This is a genomic window from Marinobacter vinifirmus, assembly GCF_002258215.1.
Taxonomy (GTDB): domain Bacteria; phylum Pseudomonadota; class Gammaproteobacteria; order Pseudomonadales; family Oleiphilaceae; genus Marinobacter; species Marinobacter vinifirmus.
This window is the reverse complement of record NZ_NEFY01000013.1, coordinates 1-21,580: the sequence shown is the minus strand read 5'-3', so window position 1 is coordinate 21,580 and position 21,580 is coordinate 1. Positions and strand designations below refer to the sequence as shown.

The window sequence follows — 21,580 nt, the reverse complement described above, 5'->3', positions numbered from 1 at the left end:
AGAGAGACAGAAGCACACTAACCATTGGCTCTTTGGCTAAGGCTGGAGTTAAGATAGAGCTGTGCGACCGGAGGGTGTGACCACAAACGATGGATATACTTGAACAAAAGCGCCGTGTAATCACCACGGCCATCATCGCAGTGGTGCTCACCGGCATTGTGATTGCTGCGATTGTCGCCACCCCGCTGATCAACCAGCTGCATTCCCAGGCCTCCCGCTCGGCCGGCAACGTTGCCGACGCCAAAACCCAGAACATCCAGGCCGTCCTGGACCAACACCAGGACCTGGCCCGCCAGACCGCCAGCCGATCCGAGCTGGCCCGGGTGATGAGTGAATATGTAAACGGCAACCTGGCGGTTGGCGTCGCCAGGACCTTCTCCCGGCCCAGGCTGGAAGACGCCGCCAACATCATCGACAACCTGGCGGCACTGATACGCTACGACGCATCGGGTGAGGAACTGGTCCGTGTCGGCCCCCTGGCGGCGTCATTGCCCGGCAAGATAACCCTGCCAGGCGGCCTGGACTTCCGGGGATATCGCCTTGCCAATGGCGAAACCAGCAAACCACTGCTGCACGCCTCCGGCGCCATCATGCATGATGGCGAACGGGTGGGCACAGACCTGCTGCTGTTCGATCTCTCTCCGCTTCAGGGAGCGCTACTGACCACCACCTGGTCAAACATCTGCATTCTCGATGACGCGCGCACCCGCCGGGTGGAGCTGGACCCCATCACTCAGATGCCCGAGATCTTCCCTGCCAGCGAGTGCCTGACCGTCAGGGAGCACCTGACGGGCGACAAACAGCCCCGCACCTTCAGACTGACCGACCCGGACGGTGCCTCGATACTGGCGTTCATGAGACCCTTGGGCGATTACAACTGGGAAGTTCACATGAATTCCCAGGTCTCTGAGGTATACGCTCAAGTCACAAACGATATCATCATCAGCATCGCCATCATTGCGTTGCTTTCGCTGGTGGCCGGGCTGGTGGTGTGGCGCTCCCTGCAACCGCTGATGCATGCACTGGTTTCCCAGACATCCGAGATCGCCAGATCCACCGAAGAACTGCGATTGGCCCACCAGGTGTTCGAGCACACCCAGGAAGCCATTGCCATCTGCAAGACGGATTTCACCATTGTCCGGGCCAATCCGGCCTTTCTGGACAGGGCCCAGACAACAGCCCGTGAGCTGTCCGGGCGCAACATGATGGAGTTTCTTGATGCAGGCAACCAGGACCGGGATCCCGTCGGCGAACGCTTGCACCGCCAGCTGATCGCCGAGGGTGCCTGGCAGGGCGAGGTCTGGCTCAGGCATCCCAAGGATGAGGTGTTCCCCAACCTGCTGACAGTGTCTGCCGTGCGAAACCATCAGGGCCAGATAAGCCAGTACATTCTGACCTTCAGCGATATCAGCGAGCGGGTGAAAAACGAGAAACAGATGGCCCGGCTGGCACACTATGACCAGCTCACCGGCCTGCCCAATCGTGCCGCCCTGGAGAATTACCTGCAACAAGCCATAGAGCAGGCCCGTCGTTCCAATGGCCACTTTGCCCTGATGTTCCTGGACCTGGACAAGTTCAAGCCGGTCAATGATACCCATGGCCACCCGGTCGGTGACGAACTGCTACGGGTAGTGGCCAAGCGCCTGAAACACTGCATGCGTAGTGGCGATATCGTGGGCCGGACCGGCGGAGACGAGTTTGTGGTGATTACCGGGCCCCTGAACGGCGACGACGGTGCCCGGCACATTGCAGAAAAAATGATTGCAACCCTGAATGAGGTATTCCAGATTCAGGGCCACACGATCGGTATTGGCGCTTCCGTCGGCATTGCGCTGTATCCGGATAACGGAATGACCGCCGAAGATCTCATGAGAGAAGCCGACGCCGCTATGTACCGGGTAAAAGCAGGTGGCCGGAACAACCTGGCCTACGCCTGACCGCCCTGCTCGTACTCCTGAACCAGCTGGTCAAGGAAGTACATACCAGCTGAGCTCAGGAAATACCGGCCAGCCCCGGAGCGGAACACCAGGTTCCGCTTTTCCAGGTAATCCAGCGCTTCACTCAGGCCTTTCTCGAATCGAGCTGCCCGCAGAATGTCCTGGTACTCCTCATCGGCCGCAAGGTTAGCCAGGTCCTGCTCGTTCAGGCCGGCTTCCGGCCGCCCCAGGTAATCCAGGTCCCGCCCGCTACGGGCAAAGTAACGGCCAATCAGTAACAGCACCACCTGCACCCGGAAGGCATTCTCATCGTGCTCTTCGCTTTCATCGTCACTGCTTTCTTTCAGGAAGAAGAACGAGCCGGTTTCGTTAAACACCAGTTCGCTGCCCAGGTGCTCGTAGAAAGTGCGGAAATGCGAAAGATGATTGTATAGCAGGTTGTAGAGCGGATTGGCCCGCAGCTCGGAACGGTTGGCATCCCAGACATCCCGCACGATCACGCGGCCCGCCTGGAATTCCCGGTAGATGGCAGCACTGTGGGCCGGCAGGATCTGGTCGAAGCTACTGGTTTGTGGTTCGTTCAGGTTGTTTTCTGAATCCCGGGTTTCCACGAAATCAGGCATGGTCTGGCTCTTGTTCGGTGTGAGTCGTAGTGGTTTCGAGGCGGCGTTTTCGGTAAACAAACTGCTCGCTGTCGGGCGCCTGCTCCAGGGTTCGGAAACGGTTGGTGGTCGTTACCTGCATCCCCTCGGGCGGTTCATTGACCAGCCGGTTCAACGCCGCCAGCAGGTCCGGAAAGCGATAGCCGGGAATAAAACCGTCCAGCCGGCCATGGAGTTCCCGTACCAGGTCGGTCGTGGGCCGTAATTCCAGCGTTTCCAGCCACTGGTACAACTGGTTAATACGCTGAACGTCGATGCGGCTGTGGCGACCGCTGCCGTCCACTTCCTGAAGAACTGGCACCTCCGCTTTACGGCGCAGGTCGCTCAGGCGCAGGTCCAGTTCGCTGAACAACAACTGGTAGTAACTGGAGGACTGGCCAAAGGCGTAGTGTTTCGGCCGCTGCTGCGCCCGCAACCCCACCAGAAAACCTGTGCTACGGGCGAAATCGCCGCCTTCCAGCCATTTGCGGCGCAGGCTCAGGGTTTCCGTGTCGTCTTTCAGCGCCCGCAGTTTGCCGTAGAAATGCTCCATGGCGTTGTACTGGGCCATGCCCCGGCGGGTTTTGCGCAGGAAGTGTTCCACCTCCTGGGCTACGGCCTGGATGGGCTTGTACAGGGCGTTCAGGCTGATAGACGAACGGAACAACTGGTCCGCCAGACTGTGGTCGTCATGGCTCTCCAGCAGGCGCACCATGGCTTCCAGGGTTTCGAACAGGTTGCTGCCATCTGGCAGGCGGGTGTCCGGGTTCAGGAACACCAGCGTGGGCTTGATGTGGCGCTCATACAGAGTGACGATCTGCTCGAACAGGTTCTGTCGGAACTCCAGGTATTTCTCCGGCGCCCGGCTGGCGTCGCCGGACAGATCCGCCAGCTGGGCGCTGATGGTCTGCATCCGCAGCACGTTCTGGCGCAGCAGGCCGATCAGCTGGCTGACCCGTTCGTTCAGGTCGTCCCGCAGTTCGGTGTAATCCGGATCAGCCTCGCTGAAGCTGCTGATTTCCAGGCGGTTGCGTACGTCCCGCAGGGTCACCAGGTGGCCCCGCAGGCGAGCGTCGGTTAATTCCTGATAGAGCGAGGCGTTGCAGGCCCGCATCAGATTGATCAGGGCGTCCTGGAACACCAACCGGCGCTCGCCGTCGGCCTTGATGATGTCGATGATCAGGCCACTGCGGAACAGGTTGTCGGTGTTCATGGCCAGCCGCACCCGGTCCCGGTCCGCCTTGCCGAGGCTGCGGGTGTAGTCCATCACCTCGGCCACCAGATCGCTTTCCCGGATGTACCGGGCTTCGTTCCGGTCCATGCGCTCGATCATCCTGAACAGGATTTTCGGGTGCTCGAACAGCAGCCGGGTGGTGTCCAGGGTGCTGAAGCGTTTACTCATCCGCGGGCTCCAGCAGGCTGTTCTGAGTATGGTCTGCCCAGTGGCTCAGGGATTCACCGCCGGTAAAGCCTTCCGCTCCACCCCAGAACACCAGTGTGCGTTCCTTGCTGTACGGCCGCGCGGTGCGCATCTGCCCCACTTCCAGGTGCCGGCCAATCAGGTAGATCACTTCGGCACTGGCGCTGTGGGTAGCAGCGGAGAACAAGTTGAAGCCCTGTTTGCGAAGCCGTTCCAGCAACGACGGCATCTGGCTGATGTCTACACTGGCCAGCTCGTCCAGCACCATGGGGAAGGACAGCTGCACGCCCGGGTACAGCACCCGTTTGAGCAGCCGGTACACCAGTTCCAGGTTGATCAATGCCGTGGTGGAGGTGGACTGGCCCTTCTTATCCAGGTTCGCGGCGTTTTCCTTGCGGGTGCGGTAGGAAATACCGGTGATCACCTTGTCCATGGTCAGGCGCTTGCTGCCGCCCTGCTCCCCGAAAAAGTCCGCCACAAACACCCGCAGGCGGTCGTAAAAGGCATCAGACTGAAGCTGGTTGCCATACGGATCGATGTTGTTGGCTTCTTCCACCAGGTTGCGGAATTTCGGATCGGTGTGGATATCCACCCGGATTTCCACCAGGTCGTTGATGTGCACCCCGTCCAGCTCGCGGTTCAGCTGGGCCTCGAACCGAGCAATGTGTTCGTGGTTGGATTTCAGGGCCTGTCGGTAACTGGCCACGGTTTCGTTGTGAATGCCAACCTGCTGTTCCAGCACGCTCCAGCGCTCGGCCATGCCGGCGAACAGGTCCGACAGGCTCTTGAAGGTTTCCCGAATAACCGAGGATGTCGGGCTGTCTTTCTGCAGTTCGCCGTCGCTGTCTTCGTGAATACCCAGGTACACAAACTGACGCAGGTGATCGAGGATGTTACGGCGGCGCTCTTCCAGGTCGTCCAGTTGTGTTTGCAGGTCATCAAACGCGGCGGCAGATACCCGCTCGATATCCAACGGTTGTTCTGCCTGCACTGCTTTCAGGTGCGGGAAACGGTGTTCCACAGTTCCCACGCTTTTGCTCAGGGCCGCCAGCTCCCGCTCCCGTTCCTCAATGCGGTCTTTCTCAGCCCGGGCCCTGGCGGCTTTCTGCTGAAGTGCTTCCTGCTTTTCCTGCTCCAGCCGAGCCTGTTCGTCCAGCTTCGCCAGCTGCTCTTCGGCCGCCTGTTTTTCTTCAGTGGCGTCCCGCAGGGTGGTGGCAGCGGCTGGATAACGCTGAAGCGTCTCAAGATCTTTTTCGATGGCGCGGATTTCTTTTTCCGTGCGTTCAATCAGCTTGGGCCGGTCGTGCTCCTGATTGGCGGTGTCTGCCAGCTCCGAGCGTTCTTTCTCCAGACCATGGAGTTCGCTCTCAATATGCTGGCGCTGTTCTGCGAAATTAGTGTTTCGGGCGGGCTGCCTCTGGTATTCGGTGTCGAACCAGTCAAAGCCATGGTCGTTGGGCGCGAATAATCGGGCGAAGTCTTCAATGGTGGCCTTGCTGTCAGCGTCCAGGTCCTGGCCGGGGCTGGCCATCATCAGGCGGTGGTCGACCGCCCGCAGCGGCGCGGCGGTGGCTTCGTCCAGCTGGTTCTGCAACTGCCACTGTTGTTTGCTTTCCCGGTCTTTCAGGCTTTCCAGCTGGCGTTCCAGCTCCAGCTTCTTGCTCTGGATCTGTTCCAGGCGAATCTCGGCCTGGGCAGCACTTTTCAGGGCGGCCAGGTGGCCCCGCTTGCCTTCGAGCTCTTCCTTCTGGATGTCCGCAATTTCCTGCAGGGTCATCTCGCCGTATTGCGCAACCAGCAGCTCGCCGTCTTTCTGGTTCTGTTCGGCCTGCTTGATGCGCCGGTCAGCGGAGCGGATCTCGCCTTTCAGTCCGCTTTCTTCCTGTTCCAGCTTTTTCAGGGTTTGCAGCACATAGCGCAGGGTTTCGTTCTGCTCGTTATACGCCTCCAGCGCTACCCGGCGTTTGGCGCCAATGTCTTGCAGCGCATTCGCCACGCCATCCCGGAATGCGGCAAAATCGTGCTGACTGCGCAATAACGTTTGATAGGCCTGGTAATCGCGGTTGAGCTTTTCGAACCGGGGGCGCTCTTTCTCGATGCGGTTCAGCTGGTTTTGCTGTTGTTTCAGCTGGTCGTGGCGATTCAGGAAATCGTCAATGTTGAAATCAAAGGCGTCATCGGCAAATTTTTTGTCCGCCTCGATGATACTCGCCACCGCGTTGGCCATGGCCTGGTCGTCGGCCTTCATCTCGAACAGCAGCAGGATCAGGGTGCGCAGGGATTGCACCCGGCGCTCATCCGATTCCCCCAGCGGCAATACAGAATAGCGAACCGCGTCGGCGTTCATCAGCTCACTGCTGTAGAGCATGGACTTGAGTTTGGCCGGGTCGCTGACCAGTTTGGTGTCTTTGGAGAGCTTTTTCAGGGCTTCCGACAACCGGCTGAACGAGAGCTCCGGCACCGCCTGGCCGATGCCGTCTTCATCATCGCCGTTCCAGAACAGCGGCCGTAGCTGGTCGTAACTCACCGGTACAAAGGCACGGCCATAGCTGAGCTGACTGGCGTTGTCCCGGTACAGAATCTGGCAATGGGTGCCGGCCGGGTTTTCCGCTTCCATGATCAGGAAACTGAACTGGCTGGGGAAATAATGCTGGTAGCTTTCTTCGTTGGTGTAAAAGCTGCCTGCGCTGGCGTTGCGAAAGGCGAATTTCTTGCGGCTGTTCTTGAAGTTGTTTTCCGGCAACAGGAACAGGCGCAGGCTATTCAAAAGGCTGGACTTGCCCAGGTTGCCCGGCCCCAGAATCAGGCCATGGTTGTCCACCGGAATTTCCACGTAACAGAAGCCGGCGGAATCCACCAACACCAGGCGGCGAATGCCGAAGTTAAAGGTGCTCGCGCTCGCCTGTGAATCACTCATCCAGAATCATCTCCTGCTCCATGAATTTTCCGGTGGCCCGAAAGGCCTGCGCCAACGATACAAACCCCAGATCTTCCGCCAGCATGATGGCCTTTGTAAACCTTTCGGTGGCGTCCGGGGTTTTGCGGAAACAGCCAAGCCAGGGTTTCCACTCAGCGGGCTGGAGAAAACAGGCCTTATCGCCCAGTGCGGCCTGCACCGATGAAAACATCTGCAAACCGCCGGCATCATAATCGAAGGCGCAGAGTACCTCATGGTACCCATTCAGCCAGTTCAGATCTGACGCGCGGGTAATCCGGTTACCGCCACCAAGCACAACATCGCAATTATTGAGTTCCAACGGTTGGCCAAGGCAGTCACTGGCAAAGGCCAGCATCTGGCGGTAATGGTAAAAATTCCGCTCGTTTTCCACCACCAGAACCCGGGGCGCCGGCCTGAAGCCGATATCCACCGAATCCCCGGTAATCACCACCGAATCCGGCCGAGTGCTCTCAAGGGCATGATGGTAAACCAGCAGGAAACTCACCTCGGTGCCGTGACGGTGGGAATCTCCTTTCCTGGCTGCATCCACCCTGCTCACCGGAGTTGCAGCCTGTTCCCGAAGCGTTTCGAATACAGCCTCATCCAGAACGGTAACTCGCCAGCGGTTCGGCCCCGTTTTCTCGGTCGAAAAAAGCTCCCGGTGCCTCTGACGCAGTGCCTCCGGCAGCTTTTTAAGAAAGGCCTCGTAGTTGATCGCCTGGCCCTTAAGGATTTTCTTGAGGTAGTCGTTCAATGGCTCACCTGTTGCCGCCTTGGTAAACTTGCCGAAAAGTTTACAACCCGAGGCAGATTATGTCCCTGAAGTACCGTGTGATTCCCGTCACCCCCTTTGAACAAAACTGCACCCTGCTCTGGTGTACCGAAACTAACAAAGCTGCAGTCGTAGACCCAGGTGGGGACCTGGACCGCATTCGGGCGGCGGTGGAAGCTGAGGGCGTTACACTGGAGAAAATCCTGCTCACCCACGCCCACATTGACCACGCCGGCGGTACAGCGGAGTTGTCCAAATCCGCCGGGCTGCCGATTGAAGGACCACACAAAGAAGATAATTTCTGGATTCAGGGCCTGGCCATGCAGGCGCAGATGTTCGGCTTTCCAGCACCGGCGGTGTTCACGCCCAATCGCTGGCTGGAAGACGGAGACACGGTAACGGTGGGCAATGAAACCCTGGAAGTGCTGCATACACCGGGCCACACTCCGGGCCATGTGGTGTTCTTCCATCGCGGCTCAAAACTGGCCCAGGTGGGCGATGTGCTGTTCAATGGCTCCATTGGCCGCACGGATTTCCCGAAGGGCGACTACAACACCCTGATTCATTCCATCCGGGAAAAACTGTTCCCGCTGGGCGATGATGTGGCCTTCATCTGTGGCCACGGGCCCATGTCTACCTTCGGGCACGAAAAAGCCACCAATCCCTTTGTGTCTGACCACCGGGGCTGACTGCCCCGGCAACCAATAGCCCTAGACCTGAAACGGCGCCGGATCGCCTTTGCCAACCCGGGTAACTTCCGGGGCATCGCCGGTGAAGTTCACCACCGTGGTGGCTTCCATTCCGCAGAAGCCGCCGTCGATGATCAAATCCAGTTCGTGTTCCAGGGTATCCCGGATTTCGTAGGGGTCGGTCATCGGCTCGCTTTCCCCCGGCAAAATCAGGGTGCTGCTCATGATCGGCTCGCCCAGCTCACCCAGCAACGCACGCACAATCTCGTTATCCGGCACCCGGACACCAATGGTACGGCGCTTGGCGTGTAGCAGGCGGCGTGGCACTTCGCTGGTGGCATCCAGGATGAAGGTGTAGGGCCCCGGGGTGAACGTCTTCAGCAACCGGTACTGGGTGTTGTCGACCTTGGCGTAGACGCCGATATCAGACAAATCCCGGCACACCAGGGTGAAGTTGTGCTTGTCATCCAGCTTGCGGATACGTTTGATGGTATCGGCCGCCTGCTTGTCGCCAAGATGGCAACCCAGTGCGTAGCCGGAATCGGTGGGGTACACGATCACGCCACCCTTGCGCAGAATTTCCACGGCCTGGTTGATCAGCCGCTTCTGCGGATTTTCCGGGTGAATCTGGAAAAACTGACTCATGAATCTGCTCCCTGTTCCAGTTTGGCCGCCATGGTGGCATCACCCTTCGAGCCACCCATGCAATTCGGCGAATCCGGCGTGGCCTGGCCACTGGCCTGCCACTCTTCCGGTGTAAACAGGTGCAGCGACAACGCGTGCACCGAGCCTGCCAGTTCGTCTGCCAGCACCTTGTAGATCGCCTGGTGCCGCCGAACCTTCATCTGGCCGGCAAAATCCGGTGAAACCAGGGTCACCTTGAAGTGGGTTTCCGAATTCGGCGGCACCGAGTGCATGTGGCTCTCGTTCTCTACCTGAAGCAACCTGGCTTCAAAGGCATCTGCCAGTTTGGTTTCAATGGCACTCTGTACTTTCATCTTCGCTTCACTCCTGCAATTCCCTGAATGGTCAGTCTACTACACATTGGCCCTTACCCCCGAAACCTTGACAGCAATCCGGCAAAGGGCCACATTCCCGAACCGATCCAGCAACGCCAAGACCCCATGCATCTTTACATAGCCGAAAAACCCAGCCTGGCAAGAGCCATTGCTGCCGCCCTGCCCGGCCCACACCAGAAAGGCCAGGGCTGGATTCGCTGCGGCCAGGGCAAAGACGCCGCTACGGTGAGCTGGTGTATCGGCCACTTGCTGGAACCGGCAGAGCCGGCCCGCTATAACCCGGCGTGGAAAAAGTGGCGACTGGAAGATCTGCCCATGATTCCGGAGCCATGGCAGCTGTCCCCCAAAGACAGCGTGCGCCAGCAACTGAAAGTGCTGGAATCCCTGATCCGCCAGGCCGACACCATTATCCATGCCGGCGACCCGGACCGGGAAGGCCAGCTGCTGGTGGATGAGGTACTCCGTTATGTAGGCACCAAGGCACCGGTGCAACGGATACTGATCAACGACCTGACCCCCAACGCCGTTGCCCGGGCCATACAGGCGCCCAAAGACAACCGGGAATTCCGGCGCCTGTCCCATTCGGCCCTGGCCCGCCAGCGCGCAGACTGGTTGTATGGCATCAACCTGACCCGTTTCTACACGCTCACCTATCAGCAACAGGGCGAACAGGGCGTGTACTCGGTCGGCCGTGTACAGACACCGGTATTGGGGCTGGTGGTGGAGCGTGACAACACCATCGAGGACTTTGAGCCGAAACCCTGGTTCCGGCTTGAAGGCGAATTCCGTGCCCGTGAAGAAGACGCAGACCAACGCCCCTTCACCGCACGATGGCTGCCAGACGAACAATTCCAGGATCACCTGGACGAAGAAAACCGCCTGCTCAGCCGTGAAATCGCAGACCAGATTGCCGCAGACGTAAACGGCCGCCCGGGCACCATTGTGGAATCCCGGTTCCGTGACCGGCCGGAAACGCCACCACTGCCACTTTCTCTGTCTGCCCTGCAAATAGAAGCCGGCCGGCTGTTCCGCATGGGTGCCAAAGACGTACTGGATACCGCCCAGAACCTGTACGAGCGGCACCAGCTGATCACTTACCCCCGTTCTGACTGCCGCTACCTGCCCGAAGGCCACTATAACCAGCGCGAGCAGGTCATCCGCGCCATCGGCCGTGTCGCGCCCGAGCTGGAAACGCAGTTCGGCGAACTGGACACCAGCCGCCGCTCCTCCGCCTGGAACGACAAACAGGTGGACGCGCACCACGCTATCATTCCTACCGTGCGGCCGTCGGCCAACGGCAAGCTGACTGCGGCAGAGCAGAAAATTTACGGGCTGATCAGCCGCTACTACCTGATGCAGTTTGCGGCAGATGCCGTACACCGGGAAGGCAAGCTGACGGTGAAAGTGCTGGAGCACAAGTTCAGGGCGACCGAAACCGCCATACTCACACAAGGCTGGAAAGCCCTGGAGCTCCGGCTACGGGAAAACAACAGCGAACCGGAAAAGCCCCCCCTGCCAAGGCTGGAGCGAAACGAACCGGTGCTGTGCACCAACGCTGGCGTAAAAGAAAAGAAAACCCAGCCACCCCAGCATTTCACCGATGCCACACTGCTGTCGGCGATGACCAACATTGCCCGTTTCGTGGCGGACCCGGAGCTCAGAAAAACCCTGCGGGAAACCGATGGCCTGGGCACCGAGGCCACCCGGGCAGCGATTATCGACACCTTGTTCAAGCGGGACTACCTGTTCCGGGAAAAGCGCTACATTAAAGCCACAGACAAAGGCAAAGCGCTGATTGCCGCCCTGCCGGATTCCATCCGCACTCCGGATCGCACCGCTGTCTGGGAGGCGACCCTTGAAGGCATCCGCCGGGGCGAAGATGACCCCCGGCAATTCCTGGCCAGCCTGAAGGAAGAAATCACCGGCTTTATAAACCGGCGCCCGAAGCCGGCCAACGACGACAGCGTTGCCGGCAACGAAGCCATCCACTGCCCCAAATGCCGGGCACCGATGGTCGAGCGGGACGGCAAGTTCGGGCGTTTCTATGCCTGCACCCGCTACCCGGATTGCAAGGGCACCCGGCCGCTGGAAGACAGCCAGCCGAAAGACGGCACCAGCCAGAAACCGGTACCCTGCCCGCACTGTTTTTCACCCCTGGTGCGCCGGCACAGCAAGAAAGGCTGGTTCTGGGGTTGCAGCAACTTTCCCGGCTGCCGGCAAACGGTGGACGACGACAACGGAAAACCGGCGCTGACATCAAGGAAATACCCCCTGCAGGGCTGATCCAACATTGAATTTCTGGAATAATGGCCGGCTATTGCAGATAGCCCTAATAACGAAGGAAACGCCTGATGCGCATTGCGCTTCTTGAAGATGAGCACGAACAGGCCCAGAGGATACAGACCATCGTCTCCGAGAAAGGCCACCATTGTGACAGTTTTCCCACCGGCCAGGCCTTTCTGGGCGCGGTTCTGCACCGCAGTTACGACCTTATGATCCTCGACTGGCAGATCCCGGACATGACCGGCATCGACGTTCTGGAGAACGTGCGGGCGCACCTGAACTGGCCGATCCCGGCCATTTTCCTGACCCAGCGGGACAGCGAATCAGACATAGTACGTGCCCTGGATGCCGGCGCCGACGACTACCTGGCGAAACCGGCGCGGGCCGCCGAATTACTGGCCCGCATCAATGCCCTGGCCCGCCGCAGTAACCCGGACAGCGAGAAAGAAGTTCTGGTATACGGCCCGTTCGAAGTGAACACCCAGCAGCGCAGCATCAGCCTGCACGGTGAGCCACTGAGCCTGACCGACAAAGACTTCGACCTGACCCTGTTCCTGTTCCAGAACCAGGGTCGCTTGCTCACCCGTGAAATGTTGCTGGAACGGGTATGGGGGCTGACCAAGGACATCAACACCCGCACGGTCGATACCCACATGAGCCGACTGAGAAGACGGCTGGGGCTGAATCCTGAAAACGGATTCCGCATCAAAACCATCTACCAGCGCGGTTACAGGCTCGAAGCCGTTGCTTGACCGGAAGCTCTCACCATGGGGCCTTGGCCTGCTGGTCTTCGGGGTGCTTGCTGGCAGCTACGTTCTGACGCTGCTCGTATTCGGCTTCCAGCTTTCACCGACCAACCTGCTGGCGATACCGCTGATCGCCTTGCCGGTAGCCGCGGCGGTGCAACTGGCTGTGACCAACCGGCTGCTGAACCGGCAGCTCGACAAAATGGTCAGAACGCAGACCTTGTCACTGCCGGAACCGTCGAAAAGACAGCCCCATCGCTTACTGGAACATTTCCGGGCCCTGCTGCGCCCGGAAGGCTGGTTGCTGGCAGAAGACGGCGACTTACTCGAAAACCATGGCATGAGCCTTGCCGAGGCCCCGCCACTGCCGGAACCCGGTGAGTGGCAGCACCAGCAGCAGCAAAGCTGGATCCGGCTGACCCGGGGCGAAACCAGTTACGTCATCGGGCTCACCCTGCGCAATGACCTCAGCCGTGAAGTGATACAGCACTTCCTGCACAAACTGGAACTGGACTCACAACCCGCTACCGGCCCCCTCAGCCCCGGGTTCGGCCACTCGCCGCGCTTGCGCAAGGTGATCCTGGCCAGCGAACGCCTGGCCCAGATGCAGGCCTTTATCAGCAACAGCTTCGAACACATGCCGGATGGCATTATCGTGACCGACGAACTGGGGGTTATCCGGATTGCCAACCAGCACATCGAAGACTGGTTCCGGGAGCCCATGCCCAGCATCACCGGCATGCCCCTGACCAGCCTGCTGGAAGGCCACGACCCGAAGGATACGCCGCCCTGGCACGAGGTGATTTCCGAAACCCTGACCCTGAAAGAAAGCCGCACTCTGGACCTGACCGTACACGGCAAGGACTTCCTTGTTCACTTTGCGCCTTTCGAACTCCCCGAACACGGCCAGTTCGGCATTATCGCCAACATATCGGACATTTCAGAACTGCGGGAACAACAGCGGCAGCACCGGGAGGCCATCGACTTCATCTCACACGATGTGCGCTCGCCGCTGGTGTCTCAGCTGGCCCTGATTGAGCAGCTGAAGCGGGACCCCGCCAGCATAGACGAACTGCACCTGGACCAGCTGCGGATGCTGGCACGGCGCAGTTACAACCTGGCGGAAGAATTCGTGCAACTGGCCCGGGCCGAGCAGCTGACCGAGCCGCGCTTCTACGAGTGCGAACTGCTGGCCATTGTCGAAAACGCCCGGGACAGCGTGTATGAGCAGGCCCAGCGCAAGAACATTTCACTGCAACTGATCGGCACCGAAGACCTGTGGATGCGAGGCAATGCGGAGTTGCTGGAGCGGGCGGTCATCAACCTGCTGACCAACGCTGTCCAGTACAGCCCGGAAGACGCCACCGTGAGCATCCACGTGTATCGCGCTGCCCACCTGGCCTGCCTGGCCATCGCCGACGAAGGCTGCGGCATCGACACCGACGAACTGCCCTACCTGTTCGACCGCTACCACCGGCAAAAGCGCAGCGAGCTGGCTGGCACCCTGGGCGCCGGCCTGGGATTATCGTTTGTGAAAACCGTGGTGGAGAAGCACCGGGGCGAGATCAAGGTAGACTCCCTCCCCGATGAAGGCACAACCTTTACCCTCAGGTTTCCGATTTCGGATCCGATGCTGTAACCGCCTCAGAAAAGACGGTCCAGCAAGCCGGTAATCAAGCCTGTGATCGGAGCCAACAATCGCCCCAGCAATCCATCTACGGTTCCCAGAACGGTACGATCCAGCTGCTCGGTCACCTCGTTCAATACTGTTTTCAGGCCATCGGACAGAAAATCTGCCGGCAGGTTTGCATACTGGCCGATAGGTTGCGGAGCCTGCTCAAGCAGCAAAACCTCGTCAACCAGAGTATTCAGGGCCTGATTGATGGCGCCGATCAGCTCATCAGACCCTGCCGAACTATCCAGCCTTGAAACCTGTTCAAGGGTTCCGCTAACGCCCCGCAGGGTTGTTACCAGCAACGACGTTACACCCCGCAACACAGGCACCGGTTGGGCCTGGGCATCAATGCCATCGAGTATGTTGTCCAGGTTAATCGTCAGTTGCACCACCGGCCCCAGCAAGAAAGCTGTATCCTGGGAAAGCCCCTGCCCCGAGCCCTCACTGGCCTCAGAGCCAAACCCTTCCGCAAACACCGTAAAGGCATCCCCCAGCTGATCGAACGGCGCTGGCAAGCTAGAGGTATCGACGGCCTGCAGCCGGTCAGCCGCTGCCTGCACCGCAAAGGTTGTTTGCTGGATATCATCAGGATTGCCTCCCTCGGTACCAGCCGAGGCAGCCGCATCCATGGCAGCCAGCAGCGTGTCTATACCACCGATCAGCTGCCCGACAACCTGCCCTGCCTCATCACTCGGGTTGTTCATGTTCAGGGTATTCAGGCCACTGACCAGCTCCTCACGGAAGCTCTGCAGGGGGCCGGCAAAGCCCGCATCAAATCCGGATTCATCGGCAAGCGGTACCGAAGCCGAGACGGGATTACCAGAGAAATCCTTGCCACGGGCAATGCCCTGAGGTTCCGCCTTGGCCAGGCACCGGCTATACGCCGGCGTCAGGGCACCAGAGGTATCCAGCACCCCGAAACCTTCTGCATCCGGATCTACCGTGTAGGCCTCAAAGCACATCTGCGCGGGCGCATCAGTAAGTGGATTGCTTTCCGTGACTCTCACCCAGAAGAAGCCATAGGTATCGCCGGCCTGGAACATGGCCTGATTGCGGTTTTCGTCAACCAGTGAGCGAGTCTTGCCAGCAGCACCACTGACGAGGAAACGCGTACGGCCGCAGGATTCCACAGGCTCCAGCAGTTGAAGATCGTGGTCGTGCCCGGTCATCAGGAAGTCCGCATAATCGCACACGCCCTCTTCCAGAAACTCCTTCCAGCGCTGCCCCGAAATCACCGGCAGAATATAAGAGGGAACAAAGTCATAGTTGCCGGCGTTGCCATGCTGGCCATTGGACAGGTACGGGTGGTGGGCCATGGCGATATTGAACAGGGCATCAGATGCGATCAGTTCATCCTGGGCCCAGACCAGTTGGGTCATGCCGTACTTCTGCCAGGTGAACCGGGAATCGGCATCCGCCACCAGCGAGGCAATGGGGTTGGAGTCCATCGACACGATCGTCAGCAGCGGTTTGCCCTCCCGGGTTTTCGGCAGGCTTGCAGTCGGAATCTCGTTACTGTTGAACGCATAGTAGCGGGATGGCATGAACCATCTGGGGCTGTTGCCCTCGTAGTGATAGTCCACCTGGATATCACCCCGGCTGTTGTTCGCGCCGTCACCACCGATGTAGCCTGTGTTGTCATGATTACCCAGCACCATATAGAACGGTAAGGAGCCCATCGGCTCGAAGGGTTTCTCGAATTTATCCTGGAACTGCACGTCGTCTACGGAGGTTGCGCCGTCATCGTAGATGTTGTCACCGAAACCCAGCACAAACTCGCAGGGGCCGGTGTCGGTTGCCTTGATCTCGCAGACCGCCGCCATCGCCTCACCTACGGCATAATGGCCGGCGCTGCCGGTGCCGGAATCCCCCATGGCAATAAACTGGGCACTGGCTACCGGCACTGGCTGTTGCCCTTTACCCGGGGATTTGCCCTCGCCCACCGGGCCAGACGCATCCGAACCGGTATCCGCTGCGCCCTGACTTCCGTCATCAGAGCCACCACAGGCTGCCAGGGTGAGGGGTAATACCAACCACGCGAGCCGCTTCAGGTTGTTATTCATGCTGTGACCTCCTTTTGCTGTGCATTCCTTGTTTTGTGCATGTACCGTGACTCCTGGCGTTGTCTGGCCAGCGCCAGTGCGCCAGCCAGGGCTTGTTGGTCTTCGGCGGTTGCCGGCGGCGCCGTCAAAGCGGTCTGGGTGTAACGGGGGCGAGTTACGGTGAGATCATCTTCTACCAGGCGATAAGGCTGACCGGTGCTTCTGGCGGGAACCTTGACCAGCTTGCGCATGCTGTCGTTGAGTTCGCCCTTGCGGGATTCGTCAGTAATAGACGAGACATAGTGAAACTCGGCCTGGGCGCCCTGCCGGGTAACGTCCATCAGGATAAAGCCCCGGGTTTTTAATTCGGCATATTTGATGTGGGGGTTGGTGGCGCCCAAGGCTGCGGCGGCAAGTTCCGCCGCTCCGTCCGGAAACCCGGGAGACGTCACCGAGGGGCACACAAACTCCACTGCCAGGGGCTCGCCCTGAAACAGGTCACCCACCAGTGAACCCGGATTCCGGTAGATTTCATTGGCCCAGGAAGTGTGGATATCGCCGGTAAATACCACCACGTTATCCACGTTGTTCAATTCAATGGCATCAAGGACGGCACTTCGGCTTGCCGCATAGCCGTCCCACTGGTCCATGTTCAGGCCTTGCTGGGTGGAGCCAGCCGGCATCCATTGCGAGAACAGCTCCGGCTGGGGCAACTCCGCCAGGTTCAGCTGGCCGAGCATCACCTGCTGGCCAACCATCTTCCACACGCAACCGGAGCTCTTCAGGCCTTCCGTGAGCCAGTTCATCTGGGCATCACTGATCAGCTTGCGCTCCGGGTCTGTGTGTTCCATTCCCACCGGCAAAGACGCGGGGGCATCCCGGCCCTCGATGCGGGTGTCCAGCATCCACAGGTCAATCAGGTCTCCGTACTGGAAACGACGCCAGATTCGCAGGCTGTCAGCATCAAACTCCCGTACCGGCATCCACTCGAAATAGGCCTTCACGGCAGCCTGCTTGCGGGTTTCCCAATCACCCTCCGTGGCCGGGTCATGGTTCTCGGCGCCGTCTTTGTAGGCGTCGTTGGTAAACTCGTGATCATCCCAGATACAGATCATCGGGTATTGCTGGTGTACAGCCTGTAAGTCCGGATCCTGCTTGTACTGGCTGTGCCGGCCGCGATAATCCGACAGCGACACCATTTCATTGGCCGGTGAATGTACCCGGTTGGGTACCGAAGCCGGATCGTCGTAATTACCCGGGCCGTACTCATAGAGGTAGTCGCCCAGATGCAGCACAAAATCGAGGTCCCGCTCTTCCACCTTCGCAAGCGCGGTATATACAGAAAAGTGCCCGTAAGGCAGGTTCGAACAGGACACCGTCGCAAACCGGGCGCGACGTACCCGCACCCCCGGAGCCGGGAACGTCCGCGTGCGGCCTACGGGAGAGCTATTGCTGCCGCAGACAAACGCGAAGTAATACCAACTGTCGCTGTCCAGACCGTCGGCATCTACCTTCACACAGAAATCCGAGGTTGCCCTGGCAACGGTTCGGTAAACCCTGGGGGCGGAGAGGTCCGGAGATTTGCTGACTAATACTTCTACGGGAAGTGCTTCGGCGGTGGTGATTTCAGGGGTAACGCGGGTCCAGAGAATAACGCGATCTTCTAACGGGTCACCGGAGGCAACCCCGTGCTCAAATCGCCCGACCAACCTTGCCTGAGCATTTCCGGCAGGCTCGGCGTCGGGGCCAACCGGGCCTGCGGTTCCGGTAATCAGCGAATTGTTTTCAATAGTGGAGTCTGAACCACCGCAGCCCACCAGGGTGAACGCGGGAACAGACATGGTCGATGCCAGAAAAGTACGGCGCTTCATTTTTCTTCTCACCTTTCAGTGGTTTGTTTTGCGCAACTTTATGGGTAGGAGATTTCAATTTTATTAATATTTTGGTATCGACCATTTTATGCTGAATTTATGTGACAAACAGTCACCTTCAGGCATTTGCCCAACGTCAGTTGGGCAAATGCCGGATTATTGCTTCACAAACCTGGTCCTGGGTAAGGCCTTCGCCCTTCACCGTGATATCTGCATAGCGGGAATAGAGCGCGAAACGCTCGTCGAACAACTCGGAAAGGGACTGGTCCGGCCGGCGGGAAATTCCGCGCAGGCTGTAGTCACCGATTCTCTGCATAACCACATCCAGCGGAATATCCAGAAAAACCACGGTGCCATTGGCTTTCAGGTGGCGCATGGCGGCATCACTGTATACAGCGCTACCGCCGGTGCTGATAACCTGGTTTTCCACAGACAGTTTCAGCAGCACCTGCTCTTCAATGTGGCGCAGGGCCTGGTAACCGTCCTGGTCGACAATCTCCTGCAAGGTGCGGCCGGCCTCCTCCTGGATCAGAAGGTCGGTATCCACAAAACCCATACCAAGGCGCTTTGCCGCCAGCACGCCCACGGTACTTTTTCCGCTTCCGGGCATGCCGATAAAAATCAGGTTTCGAGACATCGCCCTGTTACCCCTCTTTGCGCTCGGCCGCGCGGCAGGCGGCTGCGGTAAACAGTACATCCGTAGAAGAGTTCAGGGCCGTTTCTGTGGAATCCTGCACCACACTGATCACAAATCCGATGGCAACAACCTGCATGGCGATATCAGTGGAGATACCGAACAGGCTGGTGGCCAACGGAATCAACAGCAGCGAACCACCCGCCACACCGGAGACCCCGCAGGCCGCCAGCGCAGACACCACACAAAGCAGCAACGCGGTACCGAAATCAACCGGTATACCCAGCGTGTTGGCTGCAGCCAGGGTAATCACAGAAATGGTGATGGCAGCGCCAGCCATATTGATGGTGGCACCCAGAGGGATAGAGATGGAGTAGGTGTCCGGGTCCAGCTCCAGGCGTTCACAAAGCTCCAGGTTTACCGGAATGTTGGCGGCGGAACTACGGGTGAAGAATGCGGTAATGGCACTGCCCCGCAGGCAGGCAAATACCAGGGGAAACGGATTCTGGCGGGTTTTAAGGAACACAATCAGCGGATTTGTCACCAGGGCCACGAACAGCATGCAACCCACAATAACACCCAGCAGCCGGCCGTATTCGAGTAAGGCGCCAATACCGGCCTCTGCCAATGTGTTAGCTACCAGCCCCAGAATACCAAGGGGCGCAAAGCGGATAACAATATGAACAATGCCTGAAACTGCATCAGATACGTCATTCAGTACCTTGCTGGTAGCATCACTGGCATGGCGCAGCATCATCCCGAGGCCAACCGCCCAGGCCAGAATGGCAATGAAGTTGCCCTCCATCAGCGCGGTAACCGGGTTGGCCACCATACTCAGCAACAAGTCCCGGAGGATCTGGATGATGCTCTCGGGCGGATTGCCACTCACCTCCGGCATATCCAGCGTAAGCTCGGTGGGGAAAACAAAGCTGGCCACCACCGCCACCAGCGCGGCGATCAGGGTGCCAATCACATACAACACGAGGACACCGCGAATATGCGTGGGCTGGCCTTTCTGGTGTGCCGCAATCGCTGCCGCAACCAGCACAAACACCAGAATGGGTGCGACGGCTTTAAGGGCGGAGATGAACAACTGGCCCAGAATCGAGAAGGATTTAGCCGTTTCAGGCGACACCACGGCCAGCAAGACACCGGCAATAATGCCTAGCGTGATCTGCGGAATCAGGCCAAGTTGAATAAGGGGGCGGAAAAGCTTGTACAGGCCAGACATCAAAAGCTCCGGTTGCTTGGTAGGACGGAATACTTGAAACCGCCGCAAATATCAGGGAACTCCGCACCCGGAATTAAAAAAAGAAAAGCAGATCAGAACATTACTGATCTGCTTTTCTTTTAACAACAAGCGGCGCAGATTTTGACCGACAATGATACAGACGCCTTACATTGGTCGCAATCTGACACGTTCAGCGTAAATAGGCCGAAATGGCACGCACGACTCAAAACGGGGAAACCCGTCATGGCAACAGGAACACACAGTCACCGGCTGCATGAACTGACCACACTGCTTGTGCACATGGACGATCGGCGCTCCTGGATGAAACTTTCTGAGGAGGACAAACCATGAGCAAAACCATCGACGCATACTTCGACATTGACAGCCCTGCCAGCTACCTTGCCTGGACACACCTACCTGCTTTGTTGATGACGGAATGTTCTTTGGTCAGGATTGCCTCGACTGGGTAGAAAAAGCCCTCCGGCAACGGCCCTCCCATCTCTACCTGGTTACGCCAAAGTGCTGCAGTTATTATCTGAATTCACGCTACTAATTCGAAATAAAGTAAGCGAACATTACCCAGAGATATAAGCCAAATCCGGATGGCCAAAAAACGATTTCAATAGTCGTGGCAATTTTTGCAAACGTCGAAGCTGCCGGTAAACAGTGCTCCGAAGTTGTTCTTTGCTGTTAATGATCTTTTTACCGACGTGATGGTATTTGATATAGCCCCAAACAGACTCGTCAGGATTCAGCTCCGGCGAGTACGGCGGCAGGAAGAACAACCTGAGCTTGCCGTCGAGACTCTCAACATAGTCTCGAACCCGACGAGCATGATGAACCGGGTGGTTATCGAGGATCAGGAAAACCGGCTTGTCAACGTCTTGCACCAGAGCCTTGAGGAAACCAAGAAACGCATCGGTGTTCATGTTGCCCTGAATGGTCTTAAAGCGAAGCTCGCCGCGAGGCGAGATGGCCGAGATCAGATTGATGCTGAAGCGACTGCCCGTATTACGGATGATCGGAGTTTCACCCCTGGGTGCCCAGGTGGTGCCACTGTGATAATCAGACCGAATGCTGGCTTCATCGCCGAAATAGATGGTGGCGCCGACTTTTTTTGCTTCCTTGCGAATTTCCGGGTAGGTCTCTTCTTTCCATTGTTTCACGGCCTCTGGCTTTTGCTGGTAGGCCCGATGCAGGGGTTTCTGAGGCGTCAGCCCCAGGTTTCGAAGCAGACGACCGACCGAGACATCGCTTAACCGGACGTTGAACTTTTGCCGGATGAGCTCACGCACTCGGCCCCGAGTCCACAGGGCAAAATCAAACTTCAACTGGTCCGGCGTAAAGGTCGTTATCCAGATATACAGCTCCCGGATCTGAGCACCGCTCAGTTTCTTGGGACGACCGGAAATCTGCTTGGCCTTGAGCGCGTCAAAGCCACCCTCGCGGTAGGCAGCCAGCCATTCATAGATTCGTGCTCGGCTCATCCCCAGCGCTTTGATGACGACTTCTGGACTCTCGCCATCCATGACCCGTTGAACGGCGCGAACGCGAATGGCTTCTAATGTTTTGTGATCAAGTTTACGACCGTCATCGTGGCGCATGTGTGTAAATATCCGATAAGCTTGGCGAACGGAGCCTACATTATAAATGATGTTCGCTTACTTTCGAACCCATTAGTA

Annotated in this window: 16 protein-coding genes; 5 read left to right on the top strand and 11 right to left on the bottom strand. The window is 58.4% G+C overall.

Going from position 1 to position 21,580, the window contains the following annotated elements; all coding sequences use genetic code 11:
• Positions 1 to 89 precede the first annotated feature (89 nt).
• Positions 90 to 1,937 (top strand): sensor domain-containing diguanylate cyclase, encoded by a 1,848-nt coding sequence (locus B9Q17_RS13910; RefSeq protein WP_094625673.1) that lies wholly within the window; start codon positions 90 to 92, stop codon positions 1,935 to 1,937.
• On the opposite strand, the gene B9Q17_RS13905 is transcribed toward B9Q17_RS13910, so the two are convergent.
• Genes B9Q17_RS13905 through B9Q17_RS13890 form a run of 4 tightly spaced genes read right to left on the bottom strand, consistent with a single transcriptional unit; the run spans position 1,928 to position 7,690 of the window.
• Entirely contained in the window at positions 1,928 to 2,560 is a 633-nt protein-coding gene (locus B9Q17_RS13905) for a condensin complex protein MksE (protein WP_244177398.1), read from the bottom strand. The genes B9Q17_RS13910 and B9Q17_RS13905 overlap by 10 nt on opposite strands.
• Positions 2,553 to 3,980, bottom strand: a complete 1,428-nt coding sequence (locus B9Q17_RS13900; RefSeq protein ID WP_094625672.1) for a hypothetical protein — start codon at positions 3,978 to 3,980, stop codon at positions 2,553 to 2,555. The genes B9Q17_RS13905 and B9Q17_RS13900 overlap by 8 nt, the downstream gene beginning before the upstream one ends.
• Positions 3,973 to 6,915, bottom strand: a complete 2,943-nt coding sequence (locus B9Q17_RS13895) for a coiled-coil domain-containing protein (RefSeq protein ID WP_094625671.1) — start codon at positions 6,913 to 6,915, stop codon at positions 3,973 to 3,975. The genes B9Q17_RS13900 and B9Q17_RS13895 overlap by 8 nt, the downstream gene beginning before the upstream one ends.
• Complete coding sequence (locus B9Q17_RS13890) at positions 6,908 to 7,690, bottom strand: hypothetical protein (protein ID WP_094625670.1); 783 nt, start codon at positions 7,688 to 7,690, stop codon at positions 6,908 to 6,910. Before B9Q17_RS13890 ends, B9Q17_RS13895 begins: the two co-directional genes overlap by 8 nt.
• A gap of 59 nt (positions 7,691 to 7,749) precedes the next feature.
• On the opposite strand from B9Q17_RS13890, the gene B9Q17_RS13885 reads away from it, so the two are divergent.
• On the top strand, positions 7,750 to 8,397 hold the full coding sequence (locus B9Q17_RS13885; RefSeq protein WP_094625669.1) for an MBL fold metallo-hydrolase: 648 nt from the start codon (positions 7,750 to 7,752) through the stop codon (positions 8,395 to 8,397).
• A gap of 21 nt (positions 8,398 to 8,418) precedes the next feature.
• On the opposite strand, the gene B9Q17_RS13880 is transcribed toward B9Q17_RS13885, so the two are convergent.
• A complete protein-coding gene (locus B9Q17_RS13880) occupies positions 8,419 to 9,042 on the bottom strand; it encodes an L-threonylcarbamoyladenylate synthase (RefSeq protein ID WP_022989656.1) in 624 nt (207 codons plus the stop codon).
• Positions 9,039 to 9,395 carry a BolA family protein gene (locus tag B9Q17_RS13875; RefSeq protein ID WP_058341212.1) on the bottom strand — a complete coding sequence of 119 codons (357 nt, stop codon included), beginning with the start codon at positions 9,393 to 9,395 and terminating at the stop codon, positions 9,039 to 9,041. The genes B9Q17_RS13880 and B9Q17_RS13875 overlap by 4 nt, the downstream gene beginning before the upstream one ends.
• A 126-nt stretch (positions 9,396 to 9,521) precedes the next feature.
• Here B9Q17_RS13875 and B9Q17_RS13870 point away from each other — a divergent pair, with 126 nt between their 5' ends.
• The 3 genes from B9Q17_RS13870 (at position 9,522) to B9Q17_RS13860 (ending at position 14,084) form a co-directional block, all read left to right on the top strand.
• Positions 9,522 to 11,699, top strand: a complete 2,178-nt coding sequence (locus B9Q17_RS13870; protein WP_094625668.1) for a DNA topoisomerase III — start codon at positions 9,522 to 9,524, stop codon at positions 11,697 to 11,699.
• A gap of 68 nt (positions 11,700 to 11,767) precedes the next feature.
• The gene (locus B9Q17_RS13865; RefSeq protein ID WP_022989659.1) at positions 11,768 to 12,451 is read left to right on the top strand and encodes a response regulator transcription factor; all 684 of its coding nucleotides are present in this window, start codon (positions 11,768 to 11,770) and stop codon (positions 12,449 to 12,451) included.
• The gene (locus B9Q17_RS13860; RefSeq protein WP_244177397.1) at positions 12,444 to 14,084 is read left to right on the top strand and encodes a PAS domain-containing sensor histidine kinase; all 1,641 of its coding nucleotides are present in this window, start codon (positions 12,444 to 12,446) and stop codon (positions 14,082 to 14,084) included. The genes B9Q17_RS13865 and B9Q17_RS13860 overlap by 8 nt, the downstream gene beginning before the upstream one ends.
• A gap of 5 nt (positions 14,085 to 14,089) precedes the next feature.
• On the opposite strand, the gene B9Q17_RS13855 is transcribed toward B9Q17_RS13860, so the two are convergent.
• From B9Q17_RS13855 to B9Q17_RS13835, 5 genes are all read right to left on the bottom strand, one after another.
• Positions 14,090 to 16,183 carry a metallophosphoesterase gene (locus B9Q17_RS13855; RefSeq protein WP_094625666.1) on the bottom strand — a complete coding sequence of 698 codons (2,094 nt, stop codon included), beginning with the start codon at positions 16,181 to 16,183 and terminating at the stop codon, positions 14,090 to 14,092.
• Positions 16,180 to 18,033 carry an alkaline phosphatase D family protein gene (locus B9Q17_RS13850; RefSeq protein ID WP_094625665.1) on the bottom strand — a complete coding sequence of 618 codons (1,854 nt, stop codon included), beginning with the start codon at positions 18,031 to 18,033 and terminating at the stop codon, positions 16,180 to 16,182. Before B9Q17_RS13850 ends, B9Q17_RS13855 begins: the two co-directional genes overlap by 4 nt.
• A 136-nt stretch (positions 18,034 to 18,169) precedes the next feature.
• On the bottom strand, positions 18,170 to 18,670 hold the full coding sequence (locus B9Q17_RS13845) for a shikimate kinase (protein ID WP_094625664.1): 501 nt from the start codon (positions 18,668 to 18,670) through the stop codon (positions 18,170 to 18,172).
• Between the two features lie 7 nt (positions 18,671 to 18,677).
• Complete coding sequence (gene sstT / locus B9Q17_RS13840) at positions 18,678 to 19,898, bottom strand: serine/threonine transporter SstT (protein ID WP_208618786.1); 1,221 nt, start codon at positions 19,896 to 19,898, stop codon at positions 18,678 to 18,680.
• Between the two features lie 575 nt (positions 19,899 to 20,473).
• Complete coding sequence (locus B9Q17_RS13835; protein WP_054645368.1) at positions 20,474 to 21,502, bottom strand: IS630 family transposase; 1,029 nt, start codon at positions 21,500 to 21,502, stop codon at positions 20,474 to 20,476.
• Between the last annotated feature and the right edge of the window lie 78 nt (positions 21,503 to 21,580).